The sequence below is a fragment of the Acinetobacter sp. NIPH 298 genome, from assembly GCF_000369505.1.
Taxonomy (GTDB): Bacteria; Pseudomonadota; Gammaproteobacteria; order Pseudomonadales; family Moraxellaceae; genus Acinetobacter.
Window position 1 is genome coordinate 59,500 of sequence record NZ_KB850053.1, and the last position, 13,509, is coordinate 73,008.

Sequence of the window (13,509 nt, forward strand, 5' to 3'; positions counted from 1 at the left end):
TATCTTAAGGACTGTTGACTTTCACATTGAATGTACAACATTTTTAATATCATTCCGCTACAATTTGCTCAAAACTTAATTCCAAATTCTAAACTGAGGAACAGCGATGCTGACCTATCCAAATATTGATCCAGTTGCACTGAGCTTGGGACCAGTACAGGTGCACTGGTACGGACTCATGTACTTATTGGCTTTTTTATGTGCTTGGGGGCTTGCCTCTTATCGCGCAAAGCAACGTGATGGCTGGACGGGAGATATGGTTTCAGATCTCGTCTTTTACGGCGCGCTCGGTGTTGTGCTGGGCGGTCGTGTGGGCTATGTACTGTTTTATGAGTTTGCGAAGTTCTTAGAGAATCCACTGTGGTTATTCCAAGTGTGGACAGGTGGCATGAGCTTCCACGGTGGTTTCCTTGGTGTCGTGATTGCGATGTTGTTTTGGTGTAAAAAATACCAAAAGACATGGTTTCAGACCTTGGACTTTATTGCACCTTGCGTACCAACAGGTTTGATGTTTGGTCGTATTGGTAATTTTATTGGTGGCGAACTGTATGGTCGTCAAGTTCAAGACCCGAGTTATCCATTTGGCATGATTTTCCCAACAGATCCATTAGGTTTGGTCCGTCACCCCTCACAAATTTATCAAGCGATTTGTGAAGGCTTAATTCTATTTATTGTACTGTGGTGGTTTAGTGCCAAACCTCGTCCGCGTATGGCTGTTTCAGCAGTATTCTTGATGGGTTATGGTGTTGCACGTTTCTTTATGGAGTTTTTCCGCCAACCCGATGCAGATCAAGGCTTCATCTTGTTTGGCTGGATGACCAAAGGACAAATCCTCAGTTTCCCGATGATTATTATTGGACTCTGGATGATTTGGTATGCTTATCGTAAAAATATCTATGATTGGCAACTGAAAAAATAAAAATCATGGGAGCAGATGCTCCCATTTTTTATGACTTTAAAATAGTTTTTTAACCACTTCACCCAAGCGTTTGCCTTGTGCCTCACATAAGATTTTTTCATCTTGACTCATGCCCTGATCATGGCGAGGTCCACTGACATGACTTGCGCCATAGGGAGTACCGCCTGTTTTTGTATTTGACAATGCAGGGATAGAATTCGGCAGACCTAAAATCATCATGCCATGATGAAATAACGGCGGTAACATACTCAACAAAGTGCTCTCTTGCCCACCATGCATCGACCCCGAAGTCGTAAATACGCAAGCAGGTTTATTATGCAAAGCACCATTGAGCCATAGGCTAGTGGTTTGATCCCAAAAGTATTTCATCTCACTGGCCATATTACCAAAACGTGTGGGTGAACCCAAAGCCAATCCTGAACAATGCGTGAGATCATCTAAGCTACAATAAAGATCACCCTCTTCTGGAATACTCGCTTCAGCTTGCGTCACAACCGTTGCTAGATTGGGTACTGTTCGAATACGTGCGGTCACACCTACAGATTCAATTCCATCGGCAATCAGATGTGCCATTTGCTTGGTTGAACCGTATTTACTGTAATAAAGAACAAGAATGTAAGGTTGCATCGGTTTCAAGGTTTTTGTTAACTTAAAGAAGATATTATACGATTAATGCCAATTTATTCGCTGTTTTGTGTATTGATCAATCCAAAAATCTTCCCGAAGCCCTCTTTCAAAAGAGGAAGATTTGAAAAATAACTAGGATAGAACCCATGATCTTAAACCGTTATCTAAAAAAACTGAATTTTTTAGAAAAAACATGGTTTCAATTTATTGTCTTTGTATTACGTCGTTTTGAAGCTGATCGCTGTCGAGAACAAGCAGGATCCTTGACCTACACCACCCTGTTTGCGGTCGTCCCAATGCTTACCGTATTTTTGGTGATTATTTCTTCGATTAAAGCTTTAGAGCCTGCTAGGCAGCAGCTACAACAACTGATTTATAGTAACTTTTTGCCAAAAAGCACCATTGCCTTTGATAAGGCCTTGAGTGCTTTTACTGATAAATCAAGTAATCTCACCGTCATCGGTATCTTGTTTTTATTTGTTACCACAGTACTGATGCTGTCCTCGATTGAAAATGTGTTTAATCGCATTTGGCGTGTGAAAGAGACACGTTCTGGTCTAGTCGGTTTTATGCGTTACTGGACTATTATTTCTTTAGGTCCAATCCTTTTAGGCAGTGCATTTGTACTTTCTTCCGCTGTCGCATCTATGAATGTCCTCAGCAATAATTTTGCAGGCTATCAACTTGATGGTGCTTTTCTGTTATGGCTAATTTCGTTTTTATTAACGGTCTTCGGTTTCTTTATTCTATATTGGACCATACCAAATCGAAATGTGCCGATTGTCTCTGCGATCATCGCAGCATGTTTTAGTGCAACTGTGTTTGAAATCTTAAAGCGTTTATTTGGCTGGATCATGAGTAATTTCACCAGCTATGAAATTGTGTATGGTGCTTTCGCGGCGATCCCCATTTTTCTACTTTGGATTTTTCTGTCTTGGAACATCATCTTATTAGGCGTAGAAATCAGTTATGCACTGACCGCGTTCCATTCGGGCAAAGAACAAAAACGTCATCCAATCATGATGTTATTGGATATCTTAGAGTTGTTCTATAAGAAACAGCAAATTGGTAACAGTGTGAGCGAGCATGAGCTACTCGATATTGTAGGCCGTGGTGAGCTCGGGCGTTTACCCTCATATATCCTGCAATTAGAAGCACAAAATCTGATTAAACGAACCGATAAAGATGAATATGTATTGGTCCGTAATTTAGCACAGGTTGATTTTTGGAGTTTCTTTACTGCTCTCCCTTATCCACTCCCTTTAAGAGATGATGTGTCCAATGTGCATCAGGATGATGAGTGGATGGAAAAAATCGGGCCAGCGCTCATTGAAAGCAATGATTATTTAGCTGCCAAGTTATCGATTCCCCTTTCAACTATTTTTGAACAAAAGTAACAAAAAGACCTCTGCATGAGGTCTTTTTTTATTTCCTCAACCAACCTTGCAAGCTCACCACCATAATGCCCATCAATACCAGAATTGAACCAAGCACGAAATTAGGTTCAATTCGCTCACCTAACAACCACATGCCAAACACAATACCGAACAGCGGCGTTAAAAAAGAGAATACCCCTAAGCGAGAGGCTAAATAATTTCTAAGCAACCAAAACCATGCTAAAAAGCTCGCGAAAGACACCACCAACGTATGGAATGCCAAGCTACCGATTACTAAGGGAGTAAAATGAATACTCGCTTGTCCTAAAAACACAGCCAATCCAAACAGTAAAATAAAACTACCAGCCAATTGGTAGAATAATGTTTGTGTCACAGCAGCTTGTGCCAAAGAAGATAAGCGTACGGTGATCGTGGTTGCTGCCCAAGCAATACCCGCTGCCAATGCCAACAAATCCCCCCAAAGCATTTGTTGCTCGATCAGCGAAGCGGTTCCTTGTTGCCCTCGGATAAACGTCACAACGATTCCAACAAATGCCAGAGTAATGCCACTCCACTGCAACAAACTTAAACGCTCAGAGGGTAGTTTCCAATGTAAACCCAAAGCCACAAAAATCGGTGCGGTATACAGCAAAACCACAGCATGTGAAGCCGAAGTCCATTGCAATGCCTGCGCCAATAAAAAGAATTCTAAAGAAAATAAAAACGCGACCAAAGCACCTGCTTTAAGATTTTGTCGATTGAGTAGCTCAGCCGTTTTATCCAGACACAATAAAGGCAATAGTAGGATTGCGGCTAAACCAGAACGTAAAGCAATTTGCATTAAGGGAGAAATATCAGGCGCAGCCATTTTTAAGATGACTTGTTGTAGCCCCCAAATCATACAGAGACCGATCATAAGACCTGATGCTCGTGCATCTAATGTTTTACGCTCATCCATTGCCAGCTCTCAATTTTATAATTAGAACGTCAATATAAAGCTGTCGTATTTTGATGATATAGTGAAATTCGGACAATGCATGCATGTTTTCAGGCAATTCTCATATTATGAAAAAATCAGCACAACGCATCCAAGATTTTTATGAACTCCCTGCATACGATGATATTCCTGCATCATTGTGGCTACGTATTCGTGATGCACCTGCTGAAACGTTTTATCCAAAACATGCGCACGCATGGGGCGAGTTTATTTATACTTTTGATGGGGTACTTGAGGTCAGTATTGATCAGATTCACTATCTTACTCCTCCTCCGTACGGCATTTGGCTGCCTCCTCATTTACAACATAGTGGTATCAATCGTAATGAAGTGACGCACTGTACCTTATATGTACATGAAAGCCTGTGTCAAAATATGCCGCAACAAGCTGGCATTTTACTGACAGCACCACTGGTTCCTGCATTGTTGGAACATATTCGTAAACATCCATTTTCAGAACAAGATCCAGAATATTTAAGGTTGCTGCAAGTATTATTGGATTCACTCACACATGCTGAACTGGTCGGAAGTTATTTACCCACCACACAACATTCTTCCCTATCAAAAATATTAAGTCACTTACACCAATATCCAGCCGATAACAGTACGCTGCAACAACTTGCGAAAATGATTAACATGACCGAACGAACCTTAGCGCGTTATAGCCAAAAGGAGCTTGGCATGTCGCTGCACGAATGGCGGCAACGTCTCAAAGTGATGAAAGCAATGTCGATGCTCAATCAAGGTAAAACCATAGAAAGCATCGCATTGGATTTAGGTTATGCCAGTTCATCCGCTTTTATATATATGTTTAAACGCTGGATGCACTTCACACCAGATCAGTTCCGCAAGTTATATCAAGGTCGCTAATTAAGGCAAATCAATTGTCTGGTTCATTTTTTAACAATAAAAAAGGCGCTGATATCTGAATATCAGCGCCATATCATTGACGGTTATGCTTTGACAAATGTATCCCAGTCATATTCGCCTGTTTGGGTAATCAATTTCATCGTCAGTTGATCATTTAGATGAAGTGCACCAACACCTGCTGGTGTCCCTGTCATAATCACATCCCCCGCTTCCAAGCTAAAAGACTGATTGATTTCAACCAATAACGCCCCGATATCGAACAACATATCTCGGCTAAAACCATGCTGACGTTCTTCACCATTAATCATCAAAATAAGCTCTAATTCTTGTAGATCACCAATTTCGTCAGTTTCGACCCAATCTGCAAGAATACACGCACCGTCAAAAGCCTTAGCACGCTCCCACGGTTCTCCTTTGCTCTTTAAATCACTTTGCAAATCACGCAACGTTAAATCTAATCCCAGCGTAATCGCACCAACTGCCTCTAAAGCTTTTGCCTTATCTGTTTCTTGAGATAGCGGATGAGCAATGTGCAAACAGATTTCACATTCAAAATGACACTCGCCCAATGCCTGATTCCAACTTACGCCTTGCGCTAGTGAACCTAAGCTACTCGGTGGCTTCATAAATAAAATCGGACGATCTGGGATCGCATTACCCAATTCTTTCGCATGCTCGGCATAGTTTCGACCAACACAGACAATTTTTGAAGGACGTGTATTCATGGAAGCTCCTTGTTCTTTTAAACCGTTATTTATTTTTTAAAACTATTTTCAAATTTACTTTGATCAGCAGGACTGGAAAAAGCACGTTTAGGTATAATCACCACTGTTTTCGTTTTTAGTTCTAACATATAAGTCAGCTTACCAGTGATGAAAGACTGTACTTCATTATAAGCCGCCGTTTGCTTTTTCCCCGCGGCATAAAGTTCAAAGTGGTCTTGGTATAAGTCAATGCCTTGTTCACTTTTGCCAAATTGGTAACGCACAAACTGACGCTTGAATAACAGAGGCAATAACCAAAATCGCATGATCGCTTGCATGATCAAAAAGAAAACACCAAGTGCCACATAGTAGCGCCCCACGCCAGTAAAACCTAAATAAATCCCCCAAAGGATAATTCCGATACTAATTGCGGGTGTTAGAAAACGAGTGATCGGTTTTTTGCCAAACGTAATCAAAGCAAAACCATCTTGAGATTCTTCTAAATTTAGATAATAGCGCGCAGAGAGTGTTGGACGTTGTTCAGACATTATCGATTTCTAACATTTAAAAACTTGCCCCTATTAGAGCATAAACGCTTTTAAGAGAAAGTGATTTAATCGAGATTTTATACAAAAATTACGTGTTATCATGCCCTTCATTATTCATTTTAATATAAATTCAATAAATTAATGAGGCTGTAATGCTATTACCTAAATTGAAAATATGTTTTTTATTCGTTAGTGTTTTGGTGTTATTGGCAGCATGTAGCCAACAACAATTGATCAACAAAATTGTCCCAGAACAAGATCAACAATTTGCAAAACAAGCATTTGAACAACTCCAACAAGGAGATTATGCCACCTTAGAGGCACATTTAGATTCTGAATTACAAACTGCGGATATACACTCGACCTTTATACAAATGACAGCACAATTTCCAAAAGTTCCGATTCAACAAGTCAATATTATTGGAGCACACAAACTCGAACTACCAAATCAAACTCAATATCATTTGACCTTTGAATACGAATATCCACAACAACAATGGTTACTAAACGATCTGATTTTTAAGAAAAAAAATGATCAAATCACCATTATGGGACTTCATGTCACCCCAATTGATGCAGCAACTCGTCATTTAAATGATTTCACCTTTGCTGGAAAAGGTATTTTAAATTATGTCTTTTTTACACTCGCAATCATCATTCCGATTTTTGTAATTTATGTCCTGATTTTATGTATTCGTACACCAATGGAAAAACGTAAATGGCTATGGCTAATTTTTATTTCATTGGGTTTTACCCGAATCTTATTTAATTGGACAAATGGACAATTTGTGTTTCAACCTTTTAGCTTTCAACTTCTTGGTGCAGGGTTTGAACAAACCAATACCTACAGTCCTCTTATTTTACAAATTGCGCTGCCCATTGGAGCTATAATCTTTCTCTATCGCCGCCGAGCATTGGCTGTTTCACAACCTAAAAAACAAGATATTTAACTTTGATTGAGTAGTCGTCATACAGAACTACTACTCTTTATTTACAGAGATTACCGCTATAATCTCAAGAGGATACATTTTACGATACTCAGCACCCCAAAAAAATTATGAACCAACATCAAAGGAATGTGATGTCTCGTTTAATTGCTTTTTTTACAATTTTTTTATGTTGTTCGGCACAGCATAGTTTTGCCCAGCTCATTACATGGACGGACAACATCCCTAGTGCTTTGCAGCCCTTTCAAAATAAACCACAAATTTTGGCAAGCTATACGCAAAACCATATCTTTATCTATGGACATCCAGCCGTAAAAACATCAATTCCAACCTTAAAAAACAATCCACAACCCACAGCAAACTTTACTTCCGCTGCAATTATTGTTCCCGTGAACGCACAGCAAGTCGCCAAAACACTGACTGACTTTAATCAATATGTAGGTCTGTTCCCGACCCTCAAATCTGCAAAAAAATTAGCGCAATCAGGCAATACCACCCAAATGAAATATCGCGTGTCGATACCCACACCGATTCCTGTACTGAACTTTAATGAAGATGTCACCATGCAACATCAGCTTGCAGCCAACAGTATTTCAACCTTGGTAATTGATGCACCCATTCCCTATGGGGTCGGTAAATTTGAATGGTTTGCATTGGATGAAAACAGAACCTTAATCACCCTGACGCAATGGAGTGACTTAAATCAACCACAAGGTTTTTTATTTAAAAAAATTCTGAATGCAATACCAGAAGTAAAACTTGGTATTCCGAGCAGTGGCAGTGCCTTTATTTTAGAGGCATTGAGAAATCGTTTTATTGGATCAAATAGCACGCCACTTGCTGCGGGTCAAATCCCAAGCCCTCAGCTCACAACCAGCCAATTGGCAAAAGTTGCTCAACTGAGTCAAGCCGCGCAGCAGCCTGTTAGCTTTCTACACGCACCGACGACGTTGCCTTATACACATGGGCGGGAGTCCATGAGATTTACCACGACCTATCAATTTTATAAACAGCCCCCTCAACAGCTACAAAAATGGCTTGTTCCAAGTGCTTATCAAGCGTTATTTCCACGTCAGATCAAAAAAGTCAGCACCACACCCCTCCAAAACCAAAGTCAGGAGGCGGATATTCACGTCAATGTCGGTTTGGGGGTAATTAGTATTCCATTTTCATTTAAATTGCATTTTAACTATCCACAAAGCACTGAAAATAATTTTCATGCCAATGGTGGAGATTTACGCTATATCAAAGGGCAAATGATCTTAAATGAAAACGATCAAGGATCTTTATTGAAAATGACCACAGCCATGAAGATCGACGAAAAAGCACCTTTTTTATTGAGAGCAATGCGCAGTCTCCCCTACCATGACACGTTGCCAGCTATCGGGGGCAACGCTGTGTTCGTACAGAAGATAAAAACTAAGATGTAGGGTTTATTCACATAAAAAATAGGCACAAAAAAACCGCGATTAAGCGGTTTTTTCTATGGATCAAATTGGTGCGCTCAGAGAGATTCGAACTCCCGACCCCTTAGTTCGTAGCCAAGTGCTCTATCCAGCTGAGCTATGAGCGCATATTTGATGTTGGGCATTATACGCATTTTTCCCCAATTGATAAGTGCTTTTTCACGACTTCACTATCGTTTGGCTATAGATTCAGCAGCTGCTGTGTTTTAAAAAGTGTTTTCTTGTTTATAACACTGGTCTTTCTATGTTGAATTTATGTAAAGCCTTTGTAGTCATTCATATCTTTGTCATCGGGGCATACTTTTGGCGCTAAGCACTAGATCAGGTTTTTTTCATTAAAATTCAGTATCGTATTAAAATTAATGAAGCCGACTTCAGTTCTATGAATTATGCAATTTTTATGAATAATCTGATTTAACTTATACGATATATGTAGAAATTCTAATAAATATTTGATCATCAAAAAGTAGATGGCTGATTTATATGATATTTACGATTTATACAAATGTGACATATCAAGCAATATTGACACAATAATAACAACCAATAAATACTATTGCATAAGTTATGAGACAGGAGTCACATAATTATCAAGGTAAATAAAACAAAACTCCAATAATTATAGGTATATCGACATGTTATTTAAAAATATTTTATCACCCATTACAAGCATACTATCTCTTGGGAGTAGCAATAGCCAAGGAACGTCATCTTCTGTCAATACAGTATCGACAATAAAACAAGTTCATGTCGAAGAGAGTACAACCACAAATAATAGTAACAGTGGTACTCAAGTTGATGATGGCATATTCAATGGAATTGCAGCGGGTAATGGCGATCAGAACTACGGTGTTGGTGTGGGTAACGGTGATAGCCTAAACTTCACTTATCCATTCACAACGGCTTTTCATTCACTCGGAAATTCTTATTCTTGGCTTGGCGAAGCCTCACCAGTCACTTCCGTCAATACTTCAACCACCTCATCGTCAGTCCACGTTCAGGACAACGACACCACAGACAACAGTAATTTAGGCATCGCTGCTGGCAATGGCAGTAACGGTGGTTTCTTAAATGGTATCGGTTCAGGCAATGGCGAACATAACTACGGAATCGGTAATGGCAATGGTGATGACGTTAATGTCACCACGCCTGTCACCGTGCCATTTGAAGCATTAGGTAACTCGTTCGCTGCAATTGGTGGTGGAGATGTCAACTCTATCAACACCACGCCGACCAGCTCGACGACCGTGATCGAAGACAATGACACCACCAATAACAGTAATAGTGGTGTTGGTGCTACGGGTAACGGTAATGGTGGTGGTCTACTCAATGGCGTTGCTGCGGGTAATGGCGAACATAACTATGGTATCGGCAATGGTAACGGTGATGATGTGAATGTCACTGTGCCTTGGACAACCCCAGTACAAGCGGTAGGCAACTCAATTGCAGGCATTGGCGGCGGAGACGTCAACTCTATCAATACTGCACCAACCACCTCATCCACACATATTCAAGACAATGACACCACCAACAACAATAACAATGGGACTGGCACGGCGGGTAATGGTAATGGCGGCGGCTGGTTAAATGGTATTGGTGCGGGTAACGGCGAACAAAACTACGGCATCGGTAATGGCAACGGCGATGATGCCGATATCACCATGCCAGTCACAGCACCATTTCAAGCACTCGGCAATTCAGTCGCAGGCATTGGTGGTGGCGACGTAAACTCAGTGAATACTGCACCAACCACAACATCAAATGTGATTGAAGACAACGATACCACCAATAACAGTAACAATGGCGTCGGTGCTGCCGGTAATGGCAATGCAGGTGGATTACTCAATGGTGTTTCTGCTGGAAATGGCGAACACAACTATGGTATCGGCAATGGTAACGGTGATGATGCCAGTGTCGTTGTACCATGGACGACTCCTGTCCAAGTGTTAGGCAACTCATTCGCTGGGATTGGTGGCGGCGAAGTAAACTCCGTCAACACAGCACCAACCACAACCTCAAATATCGTTCAAGACAATGACACCACCAATAACAGCAACAACGGTACAGGTGCAGACGGTAGTACTGGCAATGGCATCGGCGGCTGGGGCAATGGTCCAGCATCAGGCAATGGCGAACAAAACTATGGCATTGGTAACGGAAATGGCGACGATGTCGGCATCACCGCCCCAGTGACCTCACCATTTAATGTCCTCGGTAACTCATTTGGCGGTACAAGTGGTGGCGGTGTTTCATCCACCAATACAGCACCAACAAACACACTCAATCACGTCCAAGACAATGACAGCACCAACAACAGTAACAATGGCACAGGCGTTGATGGCGCAACTGGCAATGGTATCGGTGGACTATTGAATGGTGTAAGTGCGGGTAATGGTGACAAAAACTATGGTATTGGTAACGGCAACGGTACTGATGCAGATTGGACATCTCCAATCGTCACCCCAGTCAACGTGATGGGTAACAATGCTTCATGGTTTGGCAGTTCAGATCCAGATCAACCCACCAACACCTCAGTCAATAACGCATCAACCAACACCACCAATATTGTTGAAGACAATGACAGTATCAACAATAGTAATAGCGGTACAGGTACTGCGGGCAACGGCATTGGTGGCTGGGGCAATGGACCAGCATCGGGTAACGGCGAACAAAACTACGGAATCGGCAACGGCAATGGCGATGATGTTGGTATCGTAATGCCGATCACCACACCATTAAATGGTTTAGGTAACGATTTCTCATTCTTTGGCAACTCCCATAACGCATCGACCAATGATGCCTCTACAACCACCTCTAATTTTGTATTTGATAACGACAGCACCGACAACAGCAATAGTGGTACGGGTGTTGATGGTGGTGCGGGCAATGGTATTGGTGGTGGCTTACTGAATGGTGTCAGTGCTGGTAATGGTGAACACAACTATGGTATCGGCAATGGAAATGGCGATGATGCCAGTGTCGTTGCACCGATCACCATGCCAATCAATGGCTTAGGAAACTCCTTTGCAGTCTTTGGAGACTCGACCAACAACTCAGTCAATAATGGCTCTACCACCACAGTCAATTACATCGAAGACAACGACAGTATTGACAATAGCAATAGTGGTACAGGCGTAGGCGGTGCTTCAGGCAATGGTATCGGTGGCTTACTCAATGGTGTAGGCTCAGGCAATGGTGAACAAAACTACGGTATCGGCAATGGAAATGGCGACGATGCCGCTGTGGTTATGCCAATTACCTCGCCTGTCAATGCACTCGGCAACTCTTTCTCTGTGTTCGGAAACTCGACCTCTAACTCTGTCAATGACTCATCCACAACGGCTATCAATCATTTTGAAGACAATGACAGTACCAATAATAGCAATAGCGGTACTGGCCTCGTTGGTGATGGCAGTGCAGGTAATGGTATAGGTGGTTGGGGCAATGGTGTCGCAGCAGGTAATGGCGACCACAACTATGGTATCGGTAATGGTATTGGCAATGATGCTGCTGTGGTCGCACCAATCACCACCCCGATCAGTGCGAATGGTAATGCCTTCTCGATCTTTGGTGATGCAACATCTAACTCAGTCAATGACTCATCAACCACAACCAGTAACTATTTCCAAGACAACGACAGCATTGACAATAGCAACAGTGGCGGCGGTGTCGGTGGCTCATCTGGCAATGGTATTGGTGGTCTATTAAATGGTATCGGTGCAGGTAATGGTGAACATAACTATGGCATCGGCAATGGTATCGCCGACGATGCCGCTGTGGTTATGCCAATTACGACACCAGTCAGTGCCAATGGTAATGCCTTCTCGATCTTTGGCAATGCAACCTCTAATTCAACCAATGACTCATCAACCACAACCAGTAACTACTTCCAAGATAACGACACCACCAATAACAGCAATAGCGGTGGTGATGGATCAGGCAACGGTACAGGTGGTGGTATAGGTAATGGTATAGCTGCTGGCAACGGTGAGCATAACTACGGTATCGGCAATGGTATTGCTGATGATGCAAGCATTGTCGCACCAATAACAGTGCCAATTAGTGCCAACGGGAATGCCTTCTCCATCTTTGGCAATGCGACCTCAAACTCAACCAATAACTCATCGACCACAACCAACAACTACGTTCAAGACAATGACACAACCGACAACAGTAATGGCGGCGGTAATGGTACAGGTGGTGGCTCAGGTGGCGGTTTCCTAGGTCTAGGTGGCTTGCTCAATGGTGTTGGTTCAGGCAATGGTGAACATAACTACGGTATTGGCAATGGGAATGGCGACGATGCCAGTATTGTCATGCCAGTTGCAGTTCCAATTAACTTCTCAGGTAATGCAATATCTGTTTTTGGCACTGCCACATCGAACTCAACCAATAACTCATCAACCACAACCAACAACCACGTCGAAGATAACGATTCAACCAACAACAGCAATGGTGCTGGCAATGGCTTCGGCACAGGTGCAGGTCTATTAGGTGGTCTGCTCAATGGTATTGGTTCTGGAAATGGTGAACATAACTACGGTATCGGTAATGGTAACGGTGATGATGCGAGCGTCGTTGCACCTATCACGATTCCGATTAACTTCTCAGGTAATGCAATCTCTGTATTAGATCTCAATAGCCTCAGTGAAGGCGACGTGCTCAGCCCTGTCACCAATGTCGTTGGTATTATTGCAGGTGATGGTAATGGTGGTACTGGTATTGTTGGCACAATTACTGGCATAGCTGGTGGTATTATCGGTGATCCTAATGCAGGTGGTGGTTTACTAAACCCAATCACCAATGTAGTCGGCGGCATCACTGGAATCATCGGTGGCGGTGACGGCGGCCCTCTTGGTCCAATCACAGGTATCATCGGTGGTATCACTGGTGGTGACGGTAGCCCTCTTGATCTGATCACAGGTGTCATCGGTGGTATTGGCGGCGGTGATGGCGGTCCTCTGGGTGCAATCACTGGCATCATTGGCGGTATTACGGGTGGCGACGGCAGCCCTCTTGATCTAATTACAGGTGTCATCGGTGGTATTGGCGGCGG

10 protein-coding genes and 1 tRNA gene are annotated in these 13,509 nt (G+C 42.4%); 6 read left to right on the forward strand and 5 right to left on the reverse strand.

The window, feature by feature from the left end; genetic code table 11:
* Positions 1-106 precede the first annotated feature (106 nt).
* On the forward strand, positions 107-919 hold the full coding sequence (lgt, locus tag F903_RS00230; protein ID WP_005193642.1) for a prolipoprotein diacylglyceryl transferase: 813 nt from the start codon (positions 107-109) through the stop codon (positions 917-919).
* A 36-nt stretch (positions 920-955) separates the two neighbouring features.
* Here the strand turns inward: lgt and wrbA are convergent, their stop codons facing one another.
* Positions 956-1,546: an NAD(P)H:quinone oxidoreductase gene (gene wrbA, locus F903_RS00235; protein ID WP_005193643.1), complete on the reverse strand. Its 591-nt coding sequence runs from the start codon at positions 1,544-1,546 to the stop codon at positions 956-958.
* Between the two features lie 146 nt (positions 1,547-1,692).
* Between wrbA and F903_RS00240 the strand changes: the two genes are divergently transcribed.
* Entirely contained in the window at positions 1,693-2,943 is a 1,251-nt protein-coding gene (locus F903_RS00240; RefSeq protein WP_005193646.1) for a YihY family inner membrane protein, read from the forward strand.
* Between the two features lie 28 nt (positions 2,944-2,971).
* On the opposite strand, the gene F903_RS00245 is transcribed toward F903_RS00240, so the two are convergent.
* Positions 2,972-3,880, reverse strand: a complete 909-nt coding sequence (locus tag F903_RS00245; protein ID WP_005193647.1) for a DMT family transporter — start codon at positions 3,878-3,880, stop codon at positions 2,972-2,974.
* A 107-nt stretch (positions 3,881-3,987) separates the two neighbouring features.
* On the opposite strand from F903_RS00245, the gene F903_RS00250 reads away from it, so the two are divergent.
* Positions 3,988-4,788 (forward strand): AraC family transcriptional regulator, encoded by an 801-nt coding sequence (locus tag F903_RS00250; protein ID WP_034594718.1) that lies wholly within the window; start codon positions 3,988-3,990, stop codon positions 4,786-4,788.
* Between the two features lie 83 nt (positions 4,789-4,871).
* On the opposite strand, the gene F903_RS00255 is transcribed toward F903_RS00250, so the two are convergent.
* Together F903_RS00255 and F903_RS00260 are read right to left on the reverse strand one after the other, a co-directional pair.
* Positions 4,872-5,513 (reverse strand): fumarylacetoacetate hydrolase family protein, encoded by a 642-nt coding sequence (locus F903_RS00255; RefSeq protein ID WP_005193649.1) that lies wholly within the window; start codon positions 5,511-5,513, stop codon positions 4,872-4,874.
* Positions 5,514-5,542: 29 nt separating this feature from the next.
* On the reverse strand, positions 5,543-6,040 hold the full coding sequence (locus F903_RS00260) for a YcxB family protein (RefSeq protein ID WP_004672933.1): 498 nt from the start codon (positions 6,038-6,040) through the stop codon (positions 5,543-5,545).
* A 152-nt stretch (positions 6,041-6,192) separates the two neighbouring features.
* Between F903_RS00260 and F903_RS00265 the strand changes: the two genes are divergently transcribed.
* Both F903_RS00265 and F903_RS00270 read left to right on the forward strand, forming a co-directional pair.
* Positions 6,193-6,990, forward strand: a complete 798-nt coding sequence (locus F903_RS00265) for a hypothetical protein (RefSeq protein WP_005193650.1) — start codon at positions 6,193-6,195, stop codon at positions 6,988-6,990.
* A gap of 131 nt (positions 6,991-7,121) precedes the next feature.
* A complete protein-coding gene (locus F903_RS00270; protein WP_005193651.1) occupies positions 7,122-8,417 on the forward strand; it encodes a hypothetical protein in 1,296 nt (431 codons plus the stop codon).
* Between the two features lie 66 nt (positions 8,418-8,483).
* Here F903_RS00270 and F903_RS00275 read toward each other — a convergent pair.
* Positions 8,484-8,560, reverse strand: a tRNA-Arg gene (locus tag F903_RS00275).
* Between the two features lie 528 nt (positions 8,561-9,088).
* Here F903_RS00275 and F903_RS00280 point away from each other — a divergent pair.
* Positions 9,089-13,509 (forward strand): beta strand repeat-containing protein (locus F903_RS00280; protein ID WP_005193652.1); only part of this gene is annotated, 4,421 nt, incomplete at its 3' end.

Bases quoted from the DNA above. Each gene is read 5' to 3' on its own strand.
- lgt (WP_005193642.1), top strand. From the start codon at position 107: ATGCTGACCTATCCAAATATTGATCCAGTTGCACTGAGCTTGGGACCA.
- F903_RS00240 (WP_005193646.1), top strand. From the start codon at position 1,693: ATGATCTTAAACCGTTATCTAAAAAAACTGAATTTTTTAGAAAAAACA.
- wrbA (WP_005193643.1), bottom strand. From the start codon at position 1,546: ATGCAACCTTACATTCTTGTTCTTTATTACAGTAAATACGGTTCAACC.
- F903_RS00265 (WP_005193650.1), top strand. From the start codon at position 6,193: ATGCTATTACCTAAATTGAAAATATGTTTTTTATTCGTTAGTGTTTTG.
- F903_RS00270 (WP_005193651.1), top strand. From the start codon at position 7,122: ATGTCTCGTTTAATTGCTTTTTTTACAATTTTTTTATGTTGTTCGGCA.
- F903_RS00255 (WP_005193649.1), bottom strand. From the start codon at position 5,513: ATGAATACACGTCCTTCAAAAATTGTCTGTGTTGGTCGAAACTATGCC.
- F903_RS00260 (WP_004672933.1), bottom strand. From the start codon at position 6,040: ATGTCTGAACAACGTCCAACACTCTCTGCGCGCTATTATCTAAATTTA.
- F903_RS00245 (WP_005193647.1), bottom strand. From the start codon at position 3,880: ATGGATGAGCGTAAAACATTAGATGCACGAGCATCAGGTCTTATGATC.
- F903_RS00250 (WP_034594718.1), top strand. From the start codon at position 3,988: ATGAAAAAATCAGCACAACGCATCCAAGATTTTTATGAACTCCCTGCA.